This window comes from Kitasatospora sp. NPDC034035, assembly GCF_055575755.1.
In genome coordinates, this window is record NZ_JBVISA010000013.1 from 147200 (window position 1) to 170290 (window position 23091).

21 protein-coding genes are annotated in these 23091 nt (G+C 72.3%); 9 read left to right on the forward strand and 12 right to left on the reverse strand.

Going from position 1 to position 23091, the window contains the following annotated elements; genetic code table 11:
• The first annotated feature begins 21 nt into the window (after positions 1 to 21).
• Entirely contained in the window at positions 22 to 708 is a 687-nt protein-coding gene (locus ACZ52J_RS20305) for an HAD family hydrolase (RefSeq protein WP_465620487.1), read from the forward strand.
• An 8-nt stretch (positions 709 to 716) separates the two neighbouring features.
• Here ACZ52J_RS20305 and ACZ52J_RS20310 read toward each other — a convergent pair whose 3' ends face one another.
• From ACZ52J_RS20310 to ACZ52J_RS20330, 5 genes are all read right to left on the reverse strand, one after another.
• The gene (locus ACZ52J_RS20310) at positions 717 to 1409 is read right to left on the reverse strand and encodes a YidC/Oxa1 family membrane protein insertase (RefSeq protein WP_465620488.1); all 693 of its coding nucleotides are present in this window, start codon (positions 1407 to 1409) and stop codon (positions 717 to 719) included.
• 80 nt (positions 1410 to 1489) lie between these two features.
• A complete protein-coding gene (locus tag ACZ52J_RS20315; protein WP_360497025.1) occupies positions 1490 to 1783 on the reverse strand; it encodes a DUF6412 domain-containing protein in 294 nt (97 codons plus the stop codon).
• Between the two features lie 92 nt (positions 1784 to 1875).
• The gene (locus ACZ52J_RS20320) at positions 1876 to 2367 is read right to left on the reverse strand and encodes a hypothetical protein (protein WP_465620490.1); all 492 of its coding nucleotides are present in this window, start codon (positions 2365 to 2367) and stop codon (positions 1876 to 1878) included.
• Positions 2368 to 2402: 35 nt separating this feature from the next.
• Complete coding sequence (locus ACZ52J_RS20325) at positions 2403 to 3803, reverse strand: hypothetical protein (RefSeq protein ID WP_465620491.1); 1401 nt, start codon at positions 3801 to 3803, stop codon at positions 2403 to 2405.
• Between the two features lie 3 nt (positions 3804 to 3806).
• The gene (locus ACZ52J_RS20330) at positions 3807 to 4226 is read right to left on the reverse strand and encodes a WXG100 family type VII secretion target (RefSeq protein WP_465620492.1); all 420 of its coding nucleotides are present in this window, start codon (positions 4224 to 4226) and stop codon (positions 3807 to 3809) included.
• 127 nt (positions 4227 to 4353) lie between these two features.
• On the opposite strand from ACZ52J_RS20330, the gene ACZ52J_RS20335 reads away from it, so the two are divergent.
• The 3 genes from ACZ52J_RS20335 (at position 4354) to ACZ52J_RS20345 (ending at position 5550) form a co-directional block, all read left to right on the forward strand.
• On the forward strand, positions 4354 to 4638 hold the full coding sequence (locus ACZ52J_RS20335) for a type II toxin-antitoxin system Phd/YefM family antitoxin (protein ID WP_360497034.1): 285 nt from the start codon (positions 4354 to 4356) through the stop codon (positions 4636 to 4638).
• The gene (locus ACZ52J_RS20340; protein WP_360497036.1) at positions 4631 to 5053 is read left to right on the forward strand and encodes a type II toxin-antitoxin system VapC family toxin; all 423 of its coding nucleotides are present in this window, start codon (positions 4631 to 4633) and stop codon (positions 5051 to 5053) included. The genes ACZ52J_RS20335 and ACZ52J_RS20340 overlap by 8 nt, the downstream gene beginning before the upstream one ends.
• A gap of 227 nt (positions 5054 to 5280) precedes the next feature.
• On the forward strand, positions 5281 to 5550 hold the full coding sequence (locus ACZ52J_RS20345; RefSeq protein ID WP_465620494.1) for a hypothetical protein: 270 nt from the start codon (positions 5281 to 5283) through the stop codon (positions 5548 to 5550).
• A gap of 12 nt (positions 5551 to 5562) precedes the next feature.
• Here ACZ52J_RS20345 and ACZ52J_RS20350 read toward each other — a convergent pair whose 3' ends face one another.
• A complete protein-coding gene (locus ACZ52J_RS20350; RefSeq protein ID WP_465620496.1) occupies positions 5563 to 6681 on the reverse strand; it encodes a Gfo/Idh/MocA family oxidoreductase in 1119 nt (372 codons plus the stop codon).
• A 215-nt stretch (positions 6682 to 6896) separates the two neighbouring features.
• Between ACZ52J_RS20350 and ACZ52J_RS20355 the strand changes: the two genes are divergently transcribed.
• The 4 genes from ACZ52J_RS20355 to ACZ52J_RS20370 all read left to right on the forward strand — a co-directional run bounded on the left by ACZ52J_RS20355 (position 6897) and on the right by ACZ52J_RS20370 (position 11166).
• On the forward strand, positions 6897 to 7676 hold the full coding sequence (locus tag ACZ52J_RS20355; protein WP_360497044.1) for an HAD-IIA family hydrolase: 780 nt from the start codon (positions 6897 to 6899) through the stop codon (positions 7674 to 7676).
• Between the two features lie 92 nt (positions 7677 to 7768).
• Positions 7769 to 9088: a low temperature requirement protein A gene (locus ACZ52J_RS20360; protein WP_465620498.1), complete on the forward strand. Its 1320-nt coding sequence runs from the start codon at positions 7769 to 7771 to the stop codon at positions 9086 to 9088.
• A 78-nt stretch (positions 9089 to 9166) separates the two neighbouring features.
• Positions 9167 to 9895: a uracil-DNA glycosylase gene (locus ACZ52J_RS20365; RefSeq protein WP_360497050.1), complete on the forward strand. Its 729-nt coding sequence runs from the start codon at positions 9167 to 9169 to the stop codon at positions 9893 to 9895.
• Between the two features lie 242 nt (positions 9896 to 10137).
• On the forward strand, positions 10138 to 11166 hold the full coding sequence (locus ACZ52J_RS20370; protein ID WP_465620500.1) for a glycoside hydrolase family 6 protein: 1029 nt from the start codon (positions 10138 to 10140) through the stop codon (positions 11164 to 11166).
• Between the two features lie 116 nt (positions 11167 to 11282).
• Here the strand turns inward: ACZ52J_RS20370 and glxA are convergent, their stop codons facing one another.
• The 4 genes from glxA to ACZ52J_RS20390 form a co-directional block, all read right to left on the reverse strand.
• Complete coding sequence (glxA, locus tag ACZ52J_RS20375; RefSeq protein WP_465620502.1) at positions 11283 to 13217, reverse strand: radical copper oxidase GlxA; 1935 nt, start codon at positions 13215 to 13217, stop codon at positions 11283 to 11285.
• A 13-nt stretch (positions 13218 to 13230) separates the two neighbouring features.
• Positions 13231 to 15324 carry a glycosyltransferase family 2 protein gene (locus tag ACZ52J_RS20380; protein WP_465620504.1) on the reverse strand — a complete coding sequence of 698 codons (2094 nt, stop codon included), beginning with the start codon at positions 15322 to 15324 and terminating at the stop codon, positions 13231 to 13233.
• Positions 15325 to 16028: 704 nt separating this feature from the next.
• The gene (locus tag ACZ52J_RS20385) at positions 16029 to 17306 is read right to left on the reverse strand and encodes a polysaccharide deacetylase family protein (protein ID WP_465620506.1); all 1278 of its coding nucleotides are present in this window, start codon (positions 17304 to 17306) and stop codon (positions 16029 to 16031) included.
• A 375-nt stretch (positions 17307 to 17681) separates the two neighbouring features.
• Positions 17682 to 18269, reverse strand: coding sequence for a DedA family protein (locus ACZ52J_RS20390; protein ID WP_465620609.1), 588 nt, complete (start codon positions 18267 to 18269; stop codon positions 17682 to 17684).
• Positions 18270 to 18898: 629 nt separating this feature from the next.
• Here ACZ52J_RS20390 and ACZ52J_RS20395 point away from each other — a divergent pair.
• Entirely contained in the window at positions 18899 to 19990 is a 1092-nt protein-coding gene (locus ACZ52J_RS20395; RefSeq protein WP_465620508.1) for an LLM class flavin-dependent oxidoreductase, read from the forward strand.
• A 113-nt stretch (positions 19991 to 20103) separates the two neighbouring features.
• Here ACZ52J_RS20395 and ACZ52J_RS20400 read toward each other — a convergent pair whose 3' ends face one another.
• Complete coding sequence (locus ACZ52J_RS20400) at positions 20104 to 21984, reverse strand: putative bifunctional diguanylate cyclase/phosphodiesterase (protein WP_465620611.1); 1881 nt, start codon at positions 21982 to 21984, stop codon at positions 20104 to 20106.
• Positions 21985 to 22555: 571 nt separating this feature from the next.
• On the reverse strand, positions 22556 to 22981 hold the full coding sequence (locus ACZ52J_RS20405) for an OsmC family protein (RefSeq protein WP_465620510.1): 426 nt from the start codon (positions 22979 to 22981) through the stop codon (positions 22556 to 22558).
• Positions 22982 to 23091: the final 110 nt, after the last annotated feature.

A 23091-nucleotide genomic window follows, 5' to 3' on the forward strand; every position in this document is an offset into this window, starting at 1 on the left:
CTTCCCCCTGGAGACCACCGGATGCACACCGACCAGATCCTCATATTCGACGCCGACGACACCCTCTGGGAGAACAACGTCCTCTTCGAGCGGGCCATCGACGGCTTCCTGGACTGGGTCGCCACCCCGGCCGAGCGGGACCGCACCCGCTCCCTCCTGGACGACATCGAAGCCGCCAACTCCGCCGCCCTCGGCTACGGCGCCGCCGTCTTCCGGCAGAGCCTCGTCGACTGCCTCCAGCAGCTCAACGACGGCCGCACCGCCACCCCGGCCGACCAGGCCCGGATCGACGAACTCCTCGCCCCGCTGGGCAACCGGCAGGTCGAACTGATCCCCGGCGTCGCCGACACCCTCACCGCCCTCGCCGACCGCCACCACCTGCTGCTGCTCACCAAGGGCGACCAGGACGAGCAGCAGCGCAAGGTGACGGCGTCCACCGTCGACCACCACTTCCGGGGCATCCACATCGTGGCCGAGAAGTCGGTCGACACCTACCGGCAGCTGACCGCCGACCTCGGCCTCGACCCGGACCGGACCTGGATGATCGGCAACTCGCCCAAGTCCGACATCGCCCCCGCCCACCGGGCCGGCCTGCGCACCGTCTACATCCCGCACCAGCACACCTGGGTGCTGGAGCACGAGGACCTCGGCCCGGACGAGGCGACGCTGCAGCTCGGGGCCTTCCCCGAACTGCTGCGCCACTTCTGAGCAGGGGCTCAGCCGACGAGCGCGGCCGCCGGCACCGGTGACCCGCCCCGGTACAGCCAGGCCCGCTCGGCCGCCGACCACGCGCTCGTCGTCAGCAGGTACAGCGCGGCGGCCACCGGCACCAGCAGCGCGAACAGCACCGACCCGAACGACAGGAACGGCAGCAGCCCCGCCCCCGGCTGAGGGGTGGGCTGCGCTGCCGCCGCCCGCCGCGCCCGGCGGAAGTTGACGTACCCCACCGCCGCCATCCCCGCGTACAGCACCCCGAACACCACGACCTGCCCGGCCCCGTGCGCCCCCGTCACGTGCAGGCCCAGCGGCACACCGAACAGCGTGTGGTCGAGCAGGTCGTTCGGCGTGGTGAACAGCCGGTACATCACCGAGAAGAACGGGATCTGCACCAACAGCGGCAGACACCCCGCGAACGGCGACACCTGCTCCTTCCGGTACATCTCGGCCAGCGCCTCCCGCAGCTTCTCCGGCCGGTCCTTGAACTTCTTGTTCAACGCGGCGACCTTCGGCGCGAGCACGGACCGCGCCTTCTCCCCACGCGCCGCCGCCCGCGCCAGCGGATGCAGCGCGAGCCGCACGGCGACGGTGAACAGCACGATCGCCAACGCGGTCGGCAGGACGTGGGCGAAAGCGGCGACGACGGCGTGCGCAACGGCGACGGCCGGATCGAGAACGGCGAGAACGGACATGGTGAAGCGAGCCCTCCGGGGTCTCAGAACATGAGTGGTCGGCGGAGGACGGCCGCGAAGAAGTACGGAACTACAAGGGCTTACGCGGCCGCCAGGGCCGCCCCCGGCGCCCTGGGGCGTCGCCGGCCCCGGGCATCCGGATCACGCTGCGGAAGGAACGCCGTACGGAACGCCCGACGCCGCAGCACCCCGCTGCGCACCACCGCCGGCGCCCGCGCCCCCAGGAGCCGAGCCCCGGCCAACGCCCCGGCGACCGCCCCGGCCACCAACACCACGGCCGCAACGGCGGCAACGGACGCCAATGTCCCGTTGCTGCTCACCAGGTCCCCGGTCAACACCCGGAGCAGCCCGAGCAACATCGCGACAACAGCCATGGCCCCGCTCCTCCCTCGGTGTCTCGACGGCTCCGGACGTACAAGCAGGACGATCCTACGGCCAATCGGGTTCCCGCCGCCTCCGGATTCCGTCACGGCGAATCCCCGGCGTACACCCACACCCGCGTCCCCCCGTCCCCCTCCGCGGCCAACCAGACGGTAGCCGCGAGCCGCTTGCTGTGCCCGGGCAGCGGCTCGGCGATGAAGGAGCCCTCCTGCAATGACCCCGCCGCCTTGGGATCCCGTGCCCCCGCCCGCTGGAACCCTTCCAGTGGCCACCCGTCGAGGGTGGTGCCGGGGTCCGGCTTCACCGCGATCCCCAGCCCGGTCAGGAACCCCTGCTCCGCACCCGGCGGCAGGTGGAACGAGAGGAACGCCAGATCGTCCTGGAACCCCTTCAGGTACGCCCACCGCACCTCGCTCGCCGACGCGGGCGGCCGTACCCGAGAGAACTCCACGACGTACTCCGACGTGACCGTCGTCCACGACCCGGGTCGCCCGCTGCCCGCAGGCGGGTTCCGAACCAGTTCCCGCAGCCCGTACAGCCCTGCCACCGCGCTGACAACCAGCACCAGCGGCAGCACGACCCCCAGCAGCAGCGTCCGTCGTCGCTGCCGCTTCATTGCGCCTGCCTCCCAAAGTCGGTGGGTTCGTCGAGTTGGATGGTGATCGGCTTGGTCCGACCGACGATGTCGTACTCCTTGGCGAGCCCCGTCTGGTGCAGGCTCGCCACGTCCTTGTCCTTGATATCGGTGAAGGCGATAGGTGTGCCCTTGCCGGGGTCCCAGTTGTAGCGGTCCCAGACGTTGACCTGGTACTGCAGCGATACCTTGGGCTTGCCGTCCGGCCCCGGGACGGCTGTCACCACTCCCGACGTGAGGTACTGATGGCTTCCGATCGCCAGGTACCAGTTGCGGTCCTGGAACGTATGAGAAGCAACCGGACTCTCGACGGGGATCGAGACCGGCGCGCCTCCCGACTTCTCGAACGCTTCCAACGCGGCCTGACGCCAACTGGCCTTGCCGGCAGCCAGTTGGAGATCTGCCTTTGCCTGGAAGCCGGCGTCGTCACGAAGCATGGGCTCGACGGCCAGGTTGAGGGGTGTGCCGCTTCCGTCCAGGTAGTGCGCCATGTTGAGGGCAGCATTTGGGAGTCCGGCTAGTTCACCGCCGGCTACCAGAGCCAAGGCCTCCGCTCGCATCGTCTGTTCGGCAGCGCCCGGCTCACGGACTCCCCATGGCCCGGCCCCCTTGTCCGGCGACGACCACTCGTAGTCGGTCGGCCCCAGGACCCCGGCCTTGATCAGCTTGTCCGCATCAGCCGTGAGCAGCCCGGCCCGCACCGCGGGGTCGAGCCCGGCCCACCAGTCCTTCAGGGCCTTGGGGTCGGTCGGCATGCCGGTGGCCGCCTCCAGGTCGCTCGCGGCGTTCCGCACGGCGTCGGGATGCGTCGCCGGGTCGGCCTCCGTCGGGTCGAGCGCGCGCAGGGCTGCTGCCAGCGCGTTGTCGGCTTCGGTGGCCGCAGTCAGGGCTGCGGTCATGACCTGGACGTGCTGCTGCAGTTCGTCCCACTTCCGTTTCTGGTACGCGATCGCCTCGGGGTCGTTGCGTTCCTCGGGTGGCAGGTCGGGGAGGGTGACCGTGCCGTCCTCGGCCACGGTGGCGCCGAGGGCCTCGGCGTCGCCGATGGCCCGGAGCAGCTTCTGCTGGGCCTCGGTGAAGCCCTTCTTGGCGCGGTGCAGAGCGGCGGAGACGGCCAGTGCCTCGTAGTGGAACGCGTGCAGTTCGTCGGTGAGGAGCCCGATCTCGCGGACTGCCTCGTCGGCGGCCGCGCCGCTCCAGGGCCGGTTCCCGGTGCCCGGGGGTGCGTAAGGGCCGCCGCCGCCCGTCAGGGGCTGGAGGACGCCGGAGCGCATCTGGCCGGCGACGTGTTCCAGGTGGCCGGAGAGGCCGGTCCAGGTGTCGCCCGCGTGGTCGAGCGGATCGAGGGATGCGTGGCGGAGCAGGGCAAAGGTCACCATGGTTCACGGCCCCTTGAAGCCGGCGGCGGCGGAGTTGTCGGTCGCGTGGTAGCTACGGGCGGTGGCGTCCAGGCGGTCGGCGGTGAGGCCGAGCCGGTTGTCGAGGCTGGTCCAGCGGCCTTTCCACCAGGTGAGTGCCTGCGACAGCGCGGGGCCGCCGGCCCACCCGCCCGCCAGCGCTTGGACGGCTGCGGCGGTGTCGGGTTCGACGCGGCTGACGGAGGACTGCACCTCGCCGCGCAGCCGTCGCGCTTCGCCGGCGGCCTGGTGGAGCACGGCGGGCTGCACGAGTACGGGGGCGCCTGAGGCGGTGGCGCTCGCCCACGGGCCGGTCGTGCGGGGTGGGGTGAGCGGTCCCGTTGTCGGTGGACCGTCCTGGCCGTAGAGCCACGGATTCTGGTCCTTCTCGCTGGTGTCGGCCATGACAGAAGCCCCCCTCTGTGTGAACGATCAGTGGTCGAACCTAGCGGACGGGGCGCGGGGAGGAGGGGTTTTCGCAGGGATGCGCGAGGTGTAGCCATCGGTGCTACGCGGGGCTACCTTGGAAGGCATGAAGACGATTACCCAGCGGGAGTTCCGGAACAACTCCGCCGCGGTGATGGATGCGGTGGAGGCGGGGGAGATCTTCCACATCACCAGGAACGGGGTCGAGGTCGCCGAGTTGCGGCCGGTGTCCGGGCGGCGGCGGCTCACGGCGGAGGAACTGGTGGCGCGGCACGTGAAGCTGCCGCGGGTGGACTACCAGCAGATGCGCAAGGAGGCCGAGGAGGACTTCGGGCCCGAGGAGCTGGTGGGGGACGAGGGCGACGACCCGTTCGAGCGGCGGCGTGGCTGAGCGCCGGAGGGCGTCCCGGCGGCGGCCCGCCGGGGTGCTGGACACCTGTGTCTACATCGACCTGGCGCTGCTCAGTCCGGCGGACCTGCCGGTTGTGCCGGAGCTGACCGCTATCACGTTCGCGGAGTTGCAGCAGGGCGTGTCGATGGCCCGGGATCCGGCCAGCCGGGCGGCCCGGCTGGAGGTGCTGGGCGCGGCGATGGCCGATTTCGACCCGCTGCCCTTCGACGCGGCCGCCGCCGCCCGCTACGGGACGCTGGTCACCCTGACCATCGCCGCCGGGCGGCAGCCGCGGCCGCGGCGGATCGACCTGATGATCGCCGCCGTGGCCTCCGCCCACGGGCTGCCGCTGTACACCCGCAATGTGGCGGACTTCCGGGGGCTGGGTTCGGCGGTGGAGGTCATCGGGGTGTGAGGGCGGCGGGTGTGAGGGCGGCGGTTCCGTCCTGTTCGACCCGGTCGGCGAGGGCGCGGCCGCGGACCGCAGGGCCCTGCGCCGGCTGCGGCTGCGCAGCAGGACGATGTTGTTCGGGCCGCCCTTGCCCCGGTCGGGCCCGTGGCGGCGGCGACGGCCCAGCGCGGGCGGTCGGCCAGTCGGAGGACCAGCCGGCGCAGGCCGGAGTTCAGGCCGATGAGGACGGTGTGGAGGACGAGCAGGATGAGCCCGTCACCGCCGCCGCCGGTGCCGTCGACGTGTCGGAACGGGTCGTAGTCGTTCAGCGGTTGCGGGTGTTCGACGAGCCAGGCCTGTTCGCGCTCGTGGCGTTCCTCGACGCTGATCTGCCGCCCCCGCTGACTGCTCGTCCGCTCATCGTAGGAGTCGCGTTCGGGCGCCGGAGGGTTCCGACGGGGCGTTCGCCAGCCCAGGCGGGAGCGTTCGTCAGCCCCGGCGGAAGCGTTCGCCGGGGCTGACGGGAGCGCTCGTCAGTCCAGCCGGACCGTCGTCCCGGTCGCGGCGGAGGCGCGGGCGGCCTCCAGGACGGTGAGGGTGGCCACCGCGTCGCGCGGGTCGACCGGGGGCGGGGTGCCCGGGTCGGCCAGGGCGGCGGCGATGCCCGCGTAGTAGGCGGGGTAGTCGCCCGGGTCGGTCGGGAGGGAGATCGTGGACTCGTCGGTGCCGAGGGTGCCGTAGTGCGAGGGCTCGTCCGCTCCCCACGGGTGCGTGCCGTCGGGGCGCAGGCCCGCCCGCAGGTCGGTCTCCTGCGGATCCATGCCGGACTTGACGTACCCGGCGGTGTCGCCGAGCACCCGCAGCCGGGGACCGATCAGCGGGGTGATGGCGCTGGTCCACAGGTGCGAGCGGGTGCCGGAGGCGTGGGTGAGGGCGAGGAAGGCGTCGTCGTCCACGACCGCGCCGTCGCGCCGCACGTCGATCTCCGCGTACACCGTCTCGACCGGCCCGAACAGCGTGAGCGCCTGGTCGACCAGGTGGCTGCCCAGGTCGTACAGCGTGCCGCCGACCTCGGCCGGGTCGGCCAGCTCGCGCCAGCCCGGCTTGGGCTTCGGGCGGAAGCGCTCGAAGCGGGACTCGAAGCGGTGCACCCGGCCGAGCGCGCCGCCGCGCACCAGGCGGCCGGCGGTGAGGAAGTCGCCGTCCCAGCGCCGGTTCTGGAAGACGGACAGCAGGACGCCACGCTCCTCGGCGAGCAGGCACAGCTCCTGCGCCTCGGCGGCGGTGCCGGCCAGCGGCTTGTCCACCACGGTGGCCAGCCCGGCCCGCAGGGCGGCGCGGGCGAGCGGGGCGTGGGTGCGGTTGGGCGAGGCGATGACGACCAGGTCGAGCGCGTCCGGGTCGGCGAGCAGCTGCTCGGGGGTGTCCACGGCGCGGGCGTCGGGGTGTTCGCGCGCCAGCTGCTCGCGGCGCTCGGGGTTGGCGGTGACCACGGCGTCCAGCCGCAGCCCCGGCGTGGTGGCGATCAGCGGCGCGTGGAAGGCGGAGCCGGCCAGGCCGTAGCCGATCAGGCCGACGCGCAACGGCCGGTCGGGCAGGGGCCGGTCGGGCGACGGCCGGTCGGACAGGGGGCGGGAGGTCTGCGGGCTCATGCGGCCCACTCAATCACGAGGCGCCCGGTTGCTCCCGGTTTGGTGTGCGGCCACGGGGGAGTGCTCCCGAGTCCCGACCGTCTCCTGGCCGACTCCTGGCCGGCACGGTCCGGTGGGCGGGACGTGGTGCCGTCGGCCAGGTGTGCGGATTAGGCTGTGCCGCGTCAGGGCCCTCGCACGACCCAAGACGTTGCAACACTTCGGGAGACACGCACGTGGCAGACCGCAAGCCCATTGAGTCCTGGCTGACCGACATGGACGGGGTCCTCATCCACGAGGGCACACCGATCCCCGGGGCGGAGGAGTTCCTGCGCCGGCTGCGGGAGTCCGGCAAGCCCTTCCTGGTCCTCACCAACAACTCGATCTACACCCCGCGCGACCTCAGCGCCCGCCTGGCCGGGATGGGCCTCGAGGTGCCGGAGGAGTGCATCTGGACCTCCGCCCTGGCCACCGCGAAGTTCCTCAAGAGCCAGCGCCCGAACGGCACCGCCTACGTGATCGGCGAGGCCGGGCTCACCACCGCGCTGTACCAGGCCGGCTACGTCCTGACGGACAACAACCCCGACTACGTGGTCCTCGGCGAGACCCGCACCTACTCCTTCGAGGCGCTCACCAAGGCGATCCGCCTGATCAACCAGGGCGCCCGGTTCATCTGCACCAACCCGGACGAGACCGGCCCCTCCCCCGAGGGCGTGCTGCCGGCCACCGGCTCGGTCGCCGCGCTGATCACCAAGGCGACCGGCGTCGACCCGTACTTCGTCGGCAAGCCCAACCCGCTGATGATGCGGGAGGCCCTGAACACCGCCGGCGCCCACTCCGAGACCGCCGTGATGATCGGCGACCGGATGGACACCGACATCGTCGCGGGCATGGAGGCCGGCATGGAGACCATCCTGGTGCTCACCGGCCTGACCTCCGCCACCGACGTGGAGCGCTTCCCGTACCGGCCGACCCGCGTGGTCAACTCGATCGCGGACCTGGTCGAGCTGGTCTAGCCTCTGCGGTGCTGTCGTGGGCCCCGTTCCGGCCGTTCGCCGGGGCGGGGCCCCGCTTCGTACGTTTCGGCTCGCGGGGAGGCAGGGCGCGGATGAGTGCGACGGGGGAATCACCGGACCCGAAGCTACGGGACCCGGAGCTACGGGACCCGGAGCTAGGGGGCCCCGAACCGGCGGGCCCGGAAGCGGTGGGCCCGGAGTCGGCGGGGCCGGAGGAGAAGCGGGTCACCTGGGCGGAGCTCTACTTCGACCTGGTCTTCGTCTTCGCGATCACCCAGGTCTCCGGCCTGCTGCACCACCACCACGACGCGGCCGGCCTGGTCCGGGCGCTGGTGGTGTTCGTGCCGGTGTACTGGTGCTGGGTGGGCACCACCGTGCAGGCCAACATCCGGGACGTGGACAACGTGCGGGACCGCCTGGGCATCCTGCTGGTCGGTCTGGCAGGCCTGTTCATGGCGCTCGCGATCCCGGGCGCGTACGGCCGGCGGGGCGCGCTGCTCGGCGCCGCGTACTGGCTGGCCCGGGTGGTGCTGCTGCTCCTGCTGGCCCGCATCCCGGGCGTCTGGCGCGGCCCGTACGGGGTGGGTGTGCTGGTCAGCGGGCCGCTGCTGGTGGCGGGCGGACTGCTGCCGGACGGGCCGCGCCTGGTGCTGTGGGCGACGGCCGCGCTCTGTGACCTGGGCGCGCCGGTGCTGTTCCGGCGGCGGCTCGCGAGGGTCGCCTACCACCCGGCGCACATGCCGGAGCGGTTCGCGCTGTTCCTGCTGGTGGCACTCGGCGAGTCGATCGTCGGGATCGGTGGCACGGCGGCCTCCGCCCGGCTGGACGGGGCCGAACTCGCGGCCGTCGCGGTCGCGTTCACCATCTCGGCGGGCCTGTGGTGGCAGTACTTCGTGTACGCGGCCGACGCCATGCGGCACGCGGTGGTGATCGCCGACTCGCGCCGGGACGTGGTCCGGCGGATCTTCCAGTACGGGCACCTGGCGCTGGTCGCCGGGGTGATCGGGGTGGCGGTCGGCTTCGGGGAGACGGTCGCGGACCCGTGGCGGGCGCTCGGCCCGGGGTCGGTGACGCTGCTGTACGGCGGATGCGGACTGTACCTGCTGACCTTCGGGTACACGCGCTGGATGATGTTCCGTCAGGTCGCGACGACCCGGATCATCGCGGCGGTGGTGGTGCTGGTGCTGCTGCCCGCGATGGTGCGGCTGCCGGCCCTGGTGGTGCTGGCGACGCTGGCGGTGCTGCTGGTGACGCTCAACGTGCTGGAGCACCTCCGGGTGGAGCGCGCCTCGCGGTCCGCCGCCCGGGTTCCCGCAGCCGCCCCTGCTCCTGCGGCCACTGTTGCCCCTGCTCCCGTACCCACTCCCACTCCCGCCGCTGCTCCGGCGCCCGCGTCCGCTCCTGTGGAGTGAGTTGTCGGTGGGCCTGTGTAGCGTTCGGGGTGAAAGAGGGCGTGCGGCGCAGCAGCCGCGGTGTGGGAGGTAGATGTCGTGACGGACACGGTCGAGGCGGGCGTGGTCGAGGCCGGCGGGGGCGGCGGGCTGGAGCTGCCCGAGTCCTGGCGCGGGGTGCTGGGTGCCGAGGCGGAGAAGCCGTACTTCGCCGAGCTGGCGGCCTTCGTGGCCGCCCAGCGCGCGGAGCACGAGGTGTTCCCGCCGAGCGGCCAGGAGTTCGCCGCGCTGGAGGCCACTCCGTACGACAAGGTCCGGGTGCTGGTGCTCGGCCAGGACCCGTACCACGACAACGGCCAGGCGCACGGCATGAGCTTCTCGGTGCTGCCCGGCACCAAGACGCCGCCGTCGCTGCGCAACATCTTCAAGGAGCTGGACGCAGACCTGGGCGTCCCGGCCCCGGACAACGGCTACCTGATGCACTGGGCCGAGCAGGGTGTGCTGCTGCTCAACGCGGTGCTCACGGTCCGCGCGCACGAGGCGAACTCGCACAAGGCGAAGGGCTGGGAGAAGTTCACCGACGCGGTGATCAAGGCGGTGAGCGAGCGCGAGGAGCCGGTGGTCTTCGTGCTGTGGGGCAACTACGCGAAGAAGAAGCTCCCGCTGATCGACACCGAGCGGCACGTGGTGGTGCAGGGCGCGCACCCGTCGCCGCTGTCCGCCAAGCTGTTCTTCGGCAGCCGTCCGTTCTCGCAGATCAATGCCGCGCTGGACAGCTTCGGCGGCGAGCCGATCGACTGGCAGGTGCCCAACCTGAAGCAGGCCTGAGTTCGGGGCCGGGGCCCGTCGGGGGCGGGTCCTGATGTCGGGTGGCCGTGGGCCGGGCGGGTTCGATCTCCCGTTCACCCACGGCCACTTGGCGTTCACCGCTGGTGGCCGTTGGCCGGTCCCCGGTGTGCTTAGCTGGTGCCGTCCGGTCGTCGGACCGGTCCTGGGAGGGGCGGTACGTGCACGGGCTGAGGCGGGCGACGACGTTTCGGTGGGCGAGGGCGGGGGCCTCGCGGTGGGCCGTGGGGGCGGCGCTGGCCGGGGTGCTGGTGGCGGTGTCCGGCTGTAGCGGTACGGGCGGCGGCAGCGGTACGGGCGCCGGGCCCTCCTCCTCCAGCGTTTCAGCCTCCGGCGGAGCCGGCTCTGCCGGCGGGCCCGGGGGCCTTGCCCAACTGCCCGGACAGGCCTTCTACGTCTCCGACCGGACCAACGCTGCCCGGCAGGTGGCCGCGCTGCGCGGTCAGGGCCGGACGGCGGAGGCGGACACGCTGCTGCGGATCGCCTCCCAGCCCTCCTCGCAGTGGCTCGGTGAGCAGGGCGCCAAGGAGATCGCCGAGCAGGTGAGCCGCCGGGCCGCCGAGGCAGGCCGGACGGCGGTCTTCGTCGCGTACGACATCCCGCACCGGGACTGCGGCCAGTACTCGGCCGGCGGCGCCCCCGACGCCGCCGCCTACCGGGCCTGGATCACCGATGTCGGGCAGGCCCTCGGCGACCGCGGGGCCTGGGTGGTGCTGGAGCCGGACGCCGTCGCGCACACCCTGGACAACTGCGGCATCAAGGGCGACCTGGCCGCCGAACGGTACGGCCTGCTGGCCTTCGCCGTGCAGGAGTTGAAGAAGCGCCCGAACGTCCGGGTCTACCTGGACGCGGGCAACCCCGGCTGGGCGCAGGACCCGGACGAGCTGGCCGCCGCCCTGCGCAAGGCGGGCATCGCCGCCGCGGACGGCTTCGCCGTGAACGTCGCCAACTTCTACGACACCGACCGGAACGCGGCGTACGGCGCCCGGCTCTCGGCCGCGCTGGGCGGCAAGCACTTCGTCATCGACACCAGCCGCAGCGGCAACGGCGCGCTGGGCGGCGATTCCTGGTGCAACCCGCCGGGGCGCGCCCTCGGCGAGCGGCCGACCGCCGACACCGGCCGGGCCGGGGTGGACGCCTACCTGTGGATCAAGAACCCGGGGGAGTCGGACGGCGACTGCGGCCGCGGCGAGCCCCGGGCGGGCGAGTTCTGGCTGCCGTACGCGCTCGGGCTGGCGCAGGCGGCGCGCTGAGGCCGGGGATCCCGGCGCGCCGGGACACGGTCACCGGCTCACCGGCTCGGCGATGCACCGGACAGGGTCGCCGGCTCGGCGACGCAGCCGGCTCACCGACACGCCGGCTCGCCGACTCACGCGGTGACCTGGATCCAGCGGGCGACCGACGGGGTGCCGGCGGTGTCCGTCAGGAACAGCATGTACCAGCCCGGCGGCAGCAGGTTGGGGTTGCCGGGGAGGGTGAGCGAGACGCCGTCCGCCGTCCGTGCGGTGATGTCCAGGGCGACCGAGCGCTGCTCGACGTCCGTTACGTGGGTGACCGAACTCGGCCGGATCAGCTTGGCCGTGGCGACGGCGTCCGGCCGGGAGGTGCCGACGCTGACGGTGCCGCCGAGTTTCGCCGCCTGCGGCGCGGTGCCCACCTGCGGGCGGTCGCCGCCGCGGTACAGGTAGGGCGGGGTGTAGATCTCGATGCGCTGCTCGAAGCCGCCGGGCTGGGTCTCGGCCTTGTCGGCGAAGAGCGGGTTGGAGCCGAGCACGGCGACCCGACCGTCGGGCAGCAGCAGTGCCTCCGAGTGGTAGTCGCGGCCGACGGCCGGCTCGGCGGCGGTGGTGAAGCTGCCGGAATCCGGGTGGTACACCTGCGCCTTGAGCAGGTCGCTGTCGCCCCGGCCGCGGTAGCCGCTGGAGCCGCCGGTGGTGAAGACGGTGTCGTCCGGGAGGATCACGCTGTTGAGGTAGCGGGTGCCGCCGGCCGGCAGGTCCGGGCCCGGGGTGAAGGAGGGCCTGGCGGCGGAGAGGTCGGCGATGTCGGTGCGCGCCGTGGACAGCGGTGACTCGCCGACGCCACCGCCGCCGAGGACCATCACCTTCTGGGCCTGCGCGGGCGGCAGCAGCACCGAGGAGGAGGTCTCGGTCAGGCCCGGGTCGCGCAGGCCGGGGACGGGCTGGAAGCTGTTGTCCGACAGGTCCCACACGCCGGGCTCGCGGCCCTTGTCGGCGGGGCCGTAGCCGCCGTTGGAGCCGGAGTAGAAGAGCTTGCCGGAGGCGGTGAGGAAGATCGCCGGGTAGGTCGGGAAGTAGTGGTCGGGTGCCTTGGCCCAGGTCTTGTTCTTCGGGTCGTAGACCTCGTTGGTGTTGCCGTTGAGGATCTCGCCGGTGTCGTCCAGCCCGGAGACGGTGACCACCCGGCCGTCGCCGAGCCCGGTCAGCGTCGGGTACCAGCGGGCGTAGGCCATGTCGGTGACCGGCTCGTACAGCTCGGTGTCCGGGTTGAACTCGAAGGCGGAGCGGATGCCCTGGTACTCCTGCTTGTCCAGGGTCAGCTTGTCGCTCTGCCCGTAGAGGTTGTGGGCGTCGGCGCCGCTCAGGCCCTTGACCCGGTACTGGGCGGGGGAGCCGGCGACGTAGTCGGGTCCGGTGCCGACCGCTTCCACGAACACGTGCTGCTCGCCGGCGGTGACGACGGTCTGCGGGCCGGAGCCGCTCTTGGTCGCGGCCGGGACGGTCACCGGGACGGTGCTGGCGTACTCGCGGCCGTTCGGGGCGACGAACACGGTGCCCTTCGGGAGGGCCCGGTCGCGCTCCGGGCTCTCGTTGCGCACCCGCATGACGCCGGCCGCCTTCTTCACCACGCCCGTCAGCTTCTCGTACCGCTGGGTGCCGCCGGCCACCAGGACCCGGCCGTCCGGCAGCGAGGTGTGTCCGCCGCAGAACATGTCGGCCGGGGTGGGTATCAGCTTGTAGGTGTTCTTGGCCGGGTCCCAGAGCAGGCTCTTGAAGGTGCCCGCGTTGAACTGCTTCTCGTCGTTGCCGGAGCCGGCCACGATCAGGACCTTGCCGGTGCGCAGCAGGGTGGCGTGGACGGCGTTGACCCGGAACTCGGCGGGCAGCGTCAGGGTCTGCCAGTGGCCGTACTGCGCCTTGTACTCGGGGCGGTTGATCACGTAGTGGTGGTACTGCTGGTTCGCGAAGCCGAGGACGGCCGGCGCGTTCATCCCGGCCACCGCCAGCGCGACGGTGCTGCCGAGGGCGAGGCGCTTGGTGCGGCCGGTCTGGTGGATCCTCACGGTGGTTGCTCCCTCAGTGGATGGGGGTGCCGCTCCCGGCCCGGTCGGGTGCGGGGAGGGTGAACGGCGGCTGCTCCGGTGCCGTCCGTGCGTGCGGTCCGGTTCCGGCGGCCGGCACCGCCCGGGGGTCGCGGGCGTGGCGCGGACGGCGCTTCTCCAGGAGGACGTTCGGGGTCGCCGCGGGGCCGCCGGTGACGGTGAGGGTGGCGGACGGCCGGGTGCGGCGGCGGCGTACGGCGTCACCGGCCAGGATCAGGATCGGCAGGAGGGTCAGCGCCAGGGCGATCCAGGCCCAGGTGCGCATCGCGACGTGGTCGTAGCCGGTGAAGTGGGAGGTGGTGAGCGCGCCGCCGAACACCAGCGTCCAGAACAGGTGGAAGCGGAAGGTGCCGAGACGGTCGGTGCTGGCCGAGCGGCCCTTCGGTGTCACCTCGAAACGGCTGCGGCGGCGCACCAGCGCCTGCAGCAACGAGGCCGCGTAGATCGGGCCGCAGAGTGCCGACATCACCATTCCGGCGACCCCGGAGGAGCCGGCCGGCTCGTGCGGGCTCACGTTGTGCTTGCGGTTCCAGGTGTAGAGCAGGAGTTGGAGCGCGGCGGCGTCGCTGTAGAGCATCATCCAGATCTCGGAGGAGACGTGGACGCCCGAGGCGCCGAAGCCCAGGTAGAGCACGCTGGACAGACCGCCGAGCAGCCAGGTGAGCGCGGCCATCGGGTAGAAGCCCACCATCAGCGAGTAGTTGAGCAGCCGGCCCGGCGAGAGCTGCCAGAATATCCGCCAGTACTGGGTGAGCAGGGTCTCGTAGGTGCCCCGGCTCCAGCGCAGTTGCTGGGAGAAGAAGTCGGTCCAGGAGGACGGGCCTTCGCCGACCGCGAGCACGTCCGGGGTGTACACGGACTTCCAGCGTTCTCCGCTCTCCGGGTTCCGGCTCCGGTGGAACTCCAGGCCGGTCGCCATGTCCTCCGTGATGGAGTCGTACAACCCGCCGATCGACTGGAGCGCGCGGATTCTGACGGCGTTGTTGGTGCCGACGAACATGGGCGCGCCGTAACGGTTTCCGGCGCGCTGGATGAGCGCGTGGAAGAGGTACTGCTGGCTCTCGGAGAATGTGGTGACGGCCGAGCCGGAGCTGCGGTAGTTCCCGTACACCTGGGGCCCGACCACGAATGCCACGTCGGGGTCGCGGAAGTAGCCGAGCATGCGCTCGCAGAAGTCCGGCAGCGGAACGTGGTCGGTGTCGACGGACACCCAGAAGTCGTAGTCGTCGCCGTGCGCCTGGAGCCAGGCGTTGTAGTTGCCGTGCTTGCTCCTGGCCCGGAACCGGCCCTTGGGGCGGTTCCAGTGCGGCCGCCCGGCGCGGGTGAAGTGGCGGACGCCGAGCTCGGCGCAGAGCGCCCGCATTGCAGGATCGTTTCCCTCGTCCAACAGCCAGATCTCGTACGGTCCGTCGTGCCGCACGGCGCGGGCCGCGGCCAGCGTGGTCCGGACCATCTCCGGCGGCTCCTTGCCCGGCACACAGGTGGTGAGGAACGCGACCCGGGTGCCCGGCTCCGGCGTCACGGGGATCGGATCGCGGGCGACCAGGGTCGCGTGGGTGTTGGAGACCACGTTGACCAGCCGGAACACCTCGACCACGGCGATGATCCCGATCATCACCTTGTCGCCGAGCAGCACCAGGGGGTTCGTCTCGTCCAGCCGCTCCGGCCAGTGCTCCGGCAGCAGCAGCCAGATCAGCAGCACCGCCTCCACCACGGGGGCGGCCGTCAGCAGCAGGACGGCCCGGATCCGGTGCGGCTCGCGGCGCAGCAGGCTGCGGTACCGGACGCGGTAGGGGGCGGCGGGGGGTTCGGGTTCGGTGAGGGGCTCGGGCTGGGCCCCGGGCCCGTGGTGGTGGCCGGAAGGCTCGGGGCAGTAGACCCCGCCGCCGAGGTCGTCGTCGTCCTCGTCCGGGTCGTGCGCCGGGCCGGCGAGACGGCTGAAGTGGCCGTAGTCGTACGGGGCTTCGGGTATCGGTAACTCGCTCAGGGCGGCGGCCTCGTCGAGCCTCCCGGTACCTCGCCCGCGGGCCGTTCCGGCGTTCTTTCGCCGTGTGAACGGCGTGGTCATGGCTGCTCCCCCCGGAGTTCCGCGCCTTGCTTCGCTGCTCGGCTCTGCTGGGCATTGCTCGGCTTTGCGTTGTCCCGACCTGGGCGCCGTCCGGGTGGAAAACCCCTGTTGAACTGCGGTTTCCAGGCAGTTTCCGGGGCTGTCGTCCTACGCATCCAGTGTGTGCGACCTGTGCGCCCGGTTCGGTCGCGCGCCCGTACGGCGGTCTCGAATGCCGGATCCCGATGCGCTTTCCGGTTTCCCCTCCGGGCGCGTGGGACCTTGACTTCCTCAACTCTCCCCGAGCGTCACGGTGATCGCAACCAATCCGAGCGATGCTCACCGCACAAGCATGAAGATGCCACGGTTCCCGGCCAATGTGGCGGGCATTGATGCTATTGCGGCGAATTCGGCATGAGAACGGCCGGACCAACCCCGAAGGGCGATCCGGCCGTTGGCCCGGGTGCGAGGGTCCTGGCACCAACCACTACTCGATCCTCTCGGGCGAGGCCGGTGCCGACCGCATCGTCCGCAGCCTGCTCGCGGACGCCCCCGCCGCGGGGTAGCCGGCCAGGCCCGTCCGGCCCGGCCCGGCCCGGGAACGGCGAAGGCCGGCGGGGTTCGAACACCCGCCGGCCGTACCGCCTCTGGCTCTACCGCCCCCGGCCCTACCGCTCCCGGCCGTACCCTTCCCGGCCGGGAGCGGGCCTCCGCCCCTCGGTGCGTCAGCCGGCCGTGCCGAGGAAGCTCTCCCAGCCGCCCGCCGGCGCCTGCCCGACGTTGAGCGAGCGCAGCTTGCGCAGCGTGGACTGGTCCTGCACCTCCAGCCACTCGACGAGCTGCTTGAAGGAGACCAGCCGGACGTCCGGCTTGCCCGCGATCTCCTTGAGCGCCTGCTCGACGGCGTCCATGTAGATGCCGCCGTTCCACTGCTCGAAGTGGTTGCCGACGAAGAACGGCGCGCGGTTGCTGTTGTACGCGCGCTCGAAGCCCGCGAGGTAGGAGTTCGCGGCCTGGGTGCGCCAGTCGTTGTACTTGGCCGGGTCGCCCTTGGTGCTGCCGCTGGACTGGTTTGCCAGGATGTTGTAGTCCATCGACAGGACCTGGAAGGTGTGCCCGGGGAACGGGATGGACTGCAGCGGGAAGTCCCACACCTTGCCGTCCTGCACCTTCTGCGGCCATATCTGAAGACCGCCCGAGGAGCTGGCGTCGTACTTCCAGCCGAGCTTGGCGATGGTCGGCAGCAGCGCCTTCTGCCCCTCCAGGCACGGGGTGCGGCCGCCGATGAGCTCCTTCTTGTAGTCGAAGGGGAGCGGGTCGACGTCGGTGAACCCGGTGTTGGTCCGCCACTGGGTGACGAAGCCGATGGCCTGGTCGATCTCGCTCTGCCAGTCCTCCGGGGTCCACATGTTGACCCCGTTCTTGTCCGGGCGGCTGGAGCAGAAGTGCCCGTTGAAGTGGGTGCCGATCTCGTGTCCGGCGAGCCAGGCCTGGCTGATGAGCTTGAGCGTGCTCTTGACCGCGCCGTCCGACAGGTACGGGATGTCGGAGGCTCCGACCGAGTGCTTCGGCGGGTGGTACAGCTCGGCCTTGCCCTTGGGCAGGGTGTAGATCCCGGAGAGGAAGAAGGTCATCGTGGCCTTGTACTGCTCCGCCAGCTTCAGGAAGCGGGGGAACTGGCCGTCGTCGGTGCCGCCCGCGCCGTCCCAGGAGAACACCACGAACTGCGGCGGCCGCTCGCCCGGCTTGAGCTTCTCGGGCTTGGGCTGGTTCGGCTGGGGGCCGGTGTCGGCGTTGGAGCCGTCGCCGATCGGGGTGCCCTTGGGCACCACGGGGGCCGGGCCGCCGGTGTTGCCGCCCTGGGTGGCACCCGTGCCGCCGGAACCGGGAGAGGTGGAGCCTTGGCCCGAACCGGATCCGCCGCTGGAGCAGGCCGAGACCGCGCCGAGGGCTGCGGTCGCAGCGGTTGCACTGAGCACCGTCCTGCGCGAGATGCTGGTCATGGTCTCCCCTGGGTGCCGATGCCGGTGGTGAGGGCGGTCCGCGGCCGCACCGGTCAAATCGGGCAATTGATGAGTATTCCGCCGTTAGCATGCCATGTTGCTGCGACGGCCTCCAAGGTCGCCGAGCTCCGACGACTCTCAACACGTAGGGCGCGTCCGGCTGGGCTGCACGGATTCGGCGTCTGTTGCCGTCCTGTGACGCTTCGCACTCCTCGCGGCCCGCGCAGTACGGTACCGCCGGTCTGCCCGGGTTCAGTGGGGGTTCGTCAGCGTTCGGCCCGGTTGATCGCCCTTTTGGGAAAACTTTTGCCCCTTGATGGGCGGAGCGGCCCGAAGGCAGAGGTCCGGCGAAGGCGGCCCTCCGGAGTGCGCCGGTCAGAGCGCGGCAAGCCGCCGGTTGCGGCGCACCATCCGCGCGATCGCGGTGCTGATCGCGGTGGCCGCCGCGCAGGAGACCACGAGGCTCAGCCAGGCGGTGTTGAACCAGTGGCTGTTCAGCCAGCCCAGCGTCACGATGTAGGCGGCCCAGATCAGTGCCGCCAGCGCCGACCAGTGCAGGAAGCGGTGCGGATGGGCGGGGGAGTGGCCGATGGCCACGTCGAGGACGGTCCGTCCGGCCGGGACGAACCGCGCGATCACCACCATCGCGGCGGCGGCGCCGTGCGGACGTTCGATCAGGGCCTCCTGGACCCGGGTCACGCTGGCCGCGAGTTTGGGGCGCCGGGCCAGCCGGCGGTGCAGCATGGGGGCGCCGCGCCGCGCCAGGTGGAGCAGGAGGACGTCGCCCAGGAAGGAGGCCACTGCCACGCCCAGGCCGAGCAGCAGCGGGGCCCCGTTGATCTGCGCCGTCTTGAGTACGGCCAGGATGACCAGCGTCCCGCTGGGAATGAAGGGGAGGAGGGCGTCGCCGAGCACGGCGAACAGAGCCAGGGCGCAGATCCACGAGGATCCGATCGCCGCCACGAAGTTCAAGGCCCTTACTCCCTCCACGCCGCCCGAGCGAGCAGGTGGCTGTAGGGGTCAACGCTAGCGCCTCGATTTTTCATGCCATGAAGCACCCCGGTATGCCGCAGATCACGACCGCGGGTTCCGGCCGCCGGTCGCGCTGCCGGGCCGCACGCGCGGGCCGGTGGCACAGGGGGGCGTCCCCTGTGGAGGAAGGCTGCCGCACATCGAACGAGCCCCCGGGGCGGGGTGCCGCGCCGGGGGCTCGCAGTGATCGTTCGGAGCTGGTCCAGCCCGACGATCTTGCTGGTGGAGTGCGGACCCCGCTCGGCGATCCGCTCCTGATCACCAGACTGCCGGACGCCGGCCGCCGTCGCGAGCCCCGGCGCTGGCGACTTCCGGCGCTGGCGTGAAGTCGCCAGCCGTGTCCGTCCGATGGCTTTCCGTCAGCCGAACGGTCGGTCGGTAGCCCCGAACGGAATGGCCGAAACGCGCCCGGACCGGAACCGAACGACACCCGGCCCCCGGGAACAGCGAGCCCCCGGCCGTGGTTGACCCGGGTCGGCAGCAGCGACCGCCGGGCCCACCCGGACCCGTGCGATCGCCACACGAAGGCCGGCTCAAGGACAGCCAGGAGGGCGGACGGCATGACCACCGAGGACCAGCAGGAGCACGGGACCGAGCCGGCGGCCGGCGCGGCGATCCGGGGCACCGCCCGCGGCGCGGCGCCCGCTCCGCTCTCGATCCTCGACCTGGCCACCGTCGGCGTCGGCTACACGCCGGCCGAGGCCCTGACGGCCACCACCGCTCTGGCCCGCAAGGCCGAGCAGTGGGGCTACCACCGCTTCTGGGTGGCCGAGCACCACGGCATGCCCGGGGTGGCCAGCTCGACCCCGGCCGTCCTGATCGCCCACCTCGGGGCCAACACCACGACGCTCCGGCTCGGTTCGGGCGGCGTGATGCTCCCCAACCACGCCCCGCTGGCCATCGCCGAGCAGTTCGGCCTGCTGGAAGCCCTGCACCCCGGACGCATCGACCTCGGGCTCGGCCGCGCCCCCGGCACCGACCCGGCCACCGCCCGCGCGCTGCGCCGCGGCAACGCCGAAGGCGCGGACGACTTTCCGCAGCAGCTCGCCGAGCTGACCCACTTCCTCGACGGCGACTTCCCCGCCGGGCACCCGTACGCCCGGCTGACCGCGGTGCCCAAGGGCGAGGGCCGCCCGCCGGTCTGGCTGCTCGGCTCCTCCGGCTTCAGCGCCCAACTCGCGGGCCGCCTCGGCCTCCCGTTCGCCTTCGCCCACCACTTCAGCAGCGCCAACACCCTCCCGGCCCTGGACCTCTACCGCTCGTCCTTCCGCCCCTCCGCCGTGCTCGCCGAGCCGTACTCGCTGATCGGTGTGAGCGCCGTCGCCGCCGACGACGAGCCCTCGGCCCGCCGCCTCGCCCGCTCCGCCGCGCTCGGCATGCTCCGGCTGCGGCGCGGCAATCCGGGCCCGATCCCCACCCCGGAGGAGGCCGAGCAGTACCCGTACAGCCCGGCCGAGGCGGACTTCATCGACAGCTGGCTCGACAACGTCGTGCTCGGCGACCCGGGCCGGGTCGCCGACGGACTGGAGGCCCTGCGCAAGCGGACCGGGGTGGACGAGCTGATGGTCACCTCGCACATCCACGGCCACGAGGCCCGCCTCCGCTCCTACGGCCTGATCGCCGAGGCGTACGGCCTGACGGCCACCGCCTGACAGCCACCGCCTGACGGCCACTGCCTGACAGCCACTGCCACGGCCACGGCCTGATCGCGGAGGCGTACGGCCCGACCGAGGCCCGACCGAGGCCCGGGGCCCGACGGCGGCCGCTACCGCCCGTCCAGGGCGGGGCGGCCCTCGCGGAGTATGGCCGCGACCAGCGCGGCCTCGCCCGGTCGGGCGAAGTACCAGCCCTGGGCGGTGTCGCAGCCGGTCAGCCGCAGCCGCTCGGCCTGGGCGGCGCTCTCGATGCCCTCGGCGGTGACGGTCAGGCCGAGGGCGTGGGCCAGCTGCACCATCGCGCCGACGATCTGCTCGTCGGCGTCGCTGCGGCGGGTACCGAGCTCGGGGAGGCCGGGGCGGTCCGCGGGGGCGGGGTCGCGGAAGCCTTCGATGAAGGTGCCGTCCAGTTTCAGCACGTGCACCGGCAGTCGGGAGAGGTAGGCCAGGTTGGAGTAGCCCGTGCCGAAGTCGTCGATCGCGATCCGCACCCCCATGTCCGCGAGCGCCTGCAGGGCCTGCAGCGGGCGCCCGCCGGGGCCGAGCAGGGCGCTCTCGGTGATCTCCAGCTGGAGCAGCCGGGCCGGCAGGCCGGTGTGTTCGAGGGCCCGGGCGACGTCGGCGACGACGTCGGAGTCCCAGATCTGGCGGGCGGCCAGGTTGACGCTCACGAAGGTCTCGGTGTCCGGGAATTCGGTGAGCCACTGCCGGGCCTGGCGGCAGGACTCCTCCAGCACCCACTTCCCGAGCGGCACGATCGCGCCGGACTCCTCGGCGAGCGGGATGAACCGGTCGGGCGAGAGCGTCCCGTAGCGGGGGTGGCGCCAGCGGACCAGGGCCTCGGCCCCGTGCACGGCGCCGTCGGCCAGGCCGACCAGCGGCTGGTACTCGATGGTGAACTCGCCGCGCTCCAGGGCCGGCCGCAGCGCGGTGGCGAGCAGCTGGCGGGTGAGCTGGTGGGCGCCGCGGTCCGGGTCGTAGAGGGTCCAGCGGGCGCGGCCGTCGGCCTTGGACCAGTAGAGGGTGGCGTCGGCGTCCTTGACCAGGTCGGTCGGGGTGGTCTCGTGCACGGAGCGCTCGACCACGCCGACGCTGGCGGTGATCACCAGCCGGTGCCCGGCGATGTCGAAGGGACGTTCCAGCACCTCCAGGATCCGGGCGGCCAGCTCGGTCAGCTGCTCGCTGCCCAGGCTGTCGGTGACCAGGACGGCGAACTCGTCGCCGCCCATCCGGGCCACCAGGTGGGTGTCGTGCCCGTCGAGCCCGCGCCGCAGCCGGGCGGCGACGGCGATCAGCAGCTGGTCTCCGATGTGGTGGCCGAGGGCCTCGTTGATCGCCGCGAAGCCGTCGAGGTCCAGGTAGCAGACACCGACCCGGCGGCTCCCGTCGGCGGCTGCGCCACGCGTGGGCTCCTCGGTCACCGTGAGGCAGGCGGCGTCGAGCCGTTCGAAGAAGTAGGCCCGGTTGGGCAGCCGGGTCAGCGGGTCGTGCTGGGCCTGGTACTCCAGACGGTCGCCGAGCCGGCGCTGCTCGGTGATGTCCTCCACCAGTGCGAGGGTGTAGAGCGGCTGCCCGGCGCCGTCCCGGATCAGCGAGACGGTGACCTTGCTCCAGACCTCGTGGCCCTCACGGTGTTTGAGCTGCTTCTCCACGCGGAACCGTTCCCGCTCACCGTGGACGAGCTCGGGGAACAGCCGGGCCGGCATGCCCTCCGGGTCGATGATCTCGTGCAGGTGGGTGCGGACCAGTTCGCCGACGCTCCGTCCGATCAGGGCGGCGAAGGCGGGGTTGACCTCGATGATCCGGTCTTCGGGATCGATCAGGGCCATCCCGATGACCGCGTCGCAGAAGGCGGCCCGGAACCGGGACTCGCTGGCCCGTAGCGCGGCCAGCAGCCGGTCGGGGCCGCCGTCCGCCCGGTCGGTCCCGTCGGTGGCGCCCCGGTGCGTGCCGTCGGTGAGTGGCGCCGAGCAGGTGGGGCAGAGCAGCACCTCGGGCTCCTCCAGCGTCCCGCAGGCGCCGCGGGCGGTAGTGGAACCGGCGACCAGCCCAGCGGCGGAACCGGAGACCGGTCCGGCGGCCGGGTCGAGGATCGGCGCGGCGAGGTGGTGGTGTGGTGATCCCTCGTGCCGCACGCCCGGGTGGTGCGCGTCGGCCCCCTCGTTCTGGCCCGGCACGGCATGCTCCCGTCCGCTGCTGACGCTTGACGATGGTTCGGCCGGTCAGTCGGGACTCCGGCGGCCGGCTCCGCGCTCTGTCGTGGTCCTCGGAGTCGGTCCGCTGCGGTGCGCCCGCCGTGGGGCGCTGTCGCGTGGGGACCCGCGTGAAGGACAGGGCGCTTCGGCCGATCATAGGCCGCGACGGCAACGCGCCGTGACCGCCGCCAGGGTGATTCGCCCGCTTTGTGATCATGGGTGTCGGTACGTGCGGACGCCCCCGGTGCACATCATGAGATGTGCGCCAGGGGCGCGTGCGCCGAAGCCGCGCCCCTGGGCGCCGGTTGCGCGCCGGGGTGGGACAGGCGCAGACGAAGCGGAGGCGGTGGAGGAAGATGCCGGGGCGTCAGGCCAGCTTCGCCGTGAGGGTGATGGTGGTGCCGGTCAGGGCCTGGCTGACCGGGCAGTTGGCCTTGGCGTCCTCGGCGGCCTTGACGAAGCCCGCCTCGTCCAGGCCGGGCACGTCGCCGGTGACGGTCAGGTGGATGCCGGTGATGCCCTCGCCCGGCTGGAAGGTGACATCGGCCTGGGTGTCCAGCGTGGTGGGCGGGGTGCCGGCGCCGGACAGGCCGGCCGAGAGGGCCATCGAGAAGCAGGCCGAGTGGGCGGCGGCGATGAGCTCCTCAGGGCTGGTCTTCCCGTTGGCCTGCTCGGCGCGGGCCGGCCAGGACACCGGATACGTGCCGATCCCGGACGAGACGAAGGTCGTCTGGCCCTTTCCCTGGAGGAGGTTGCCCTCCCAGGCCGTACGAGCGGTGCGGGTGGTTGCCACGATCGGTACCTCCATTACTGGGGGACTGCTCAACGGTCACTTCCGGTCATGCACGCACCAGCCTACGGGCAACCCGCTGCCCGGCCCGGCGTGTCACGCCGCGCCGGACG

Bases quoted from the DNA above. Each gene is read 5' to 3' on its own strand.
- ACZ52J_RS20330 (WP_465620492.1), bottom strand. From the start codon at position 4,226: ATGGCCGACACCAGCGAGAAGGACCAGAATCCGTGGCTCTACGGCCAG.
- ACZ52J_RS20350 (WP_465620496.1), bottom strand. From the start codon at position 6,681: ATGAGCCCGCAGACCTCCCGCCCCCTGTCCGACCGGCCGTCGCCCGAC.
- ACZ52J_RS20325 (WP_465620491.1), bottom strand. From the start codon at position 3,803: ATGGTGACCTTTGCCCTGCTCCGCCACGCATCCCTCGATCCGCTCGAC.
- ACZ52J_RS20335 (WP_360497034.1), top strand. From the start codon at position 4,354: ATGAAGACGATTACCCAGCGGGAGTTCCGGAACAACTCCGCCGCGGTG.
- ACZ52J_RS20385 (WP_465620506.1), bottom strand. From the start codon at position 17,306: ATGACCAGCATCTCGCGCAGGACGGTGCTCAGTGCAACCGCTGCGACC.
- ACZ52J_RS20360 (WP_465620498.1), top strand. From the start codon at position 7,769: ATGAGTGCGACGGGGGAATCACCGGACCCGAAGCTACGGGACCCGGAG.
- ACZ52J_RS20395 (WP_465620508.1), top strand. From the start codon at position 18,899: ATGACCACCGAGGACCAGCAGGAGCACGGGACCGAGCCGGCGGCCGGC.
- ACZ52J_RS20315 (WP_360497025.1), bottom strand. From the start codon at position 1,783: ATGGCTGTTGTCGCGATGTTGCTCGGGCTGCTCCGGGTGTTGACCGGG.
- ACZ52J_RS20310 (WP_465620488.1), bottom strand. From the start codon at position 1,409: ATGTCCGTTCTCGCCGTTCTCGATCCGGCCGTCGCCGTTGCGCACGCC.
- ACZ52J_RS20305 (WP_465620487.1), top strand. From the start codon at position 22: ATGCACACCGACCAGATCCTCATATTCGACGCCGACGACACCCTCTGG.
- ACZ52J_RS20380 (WP_465620504.1), bottom strand. From the start codon at position 15,324: ATGACCACGCCGTTCACACGGCGAAAGAACGCCGGAACGGCCCGCGGG.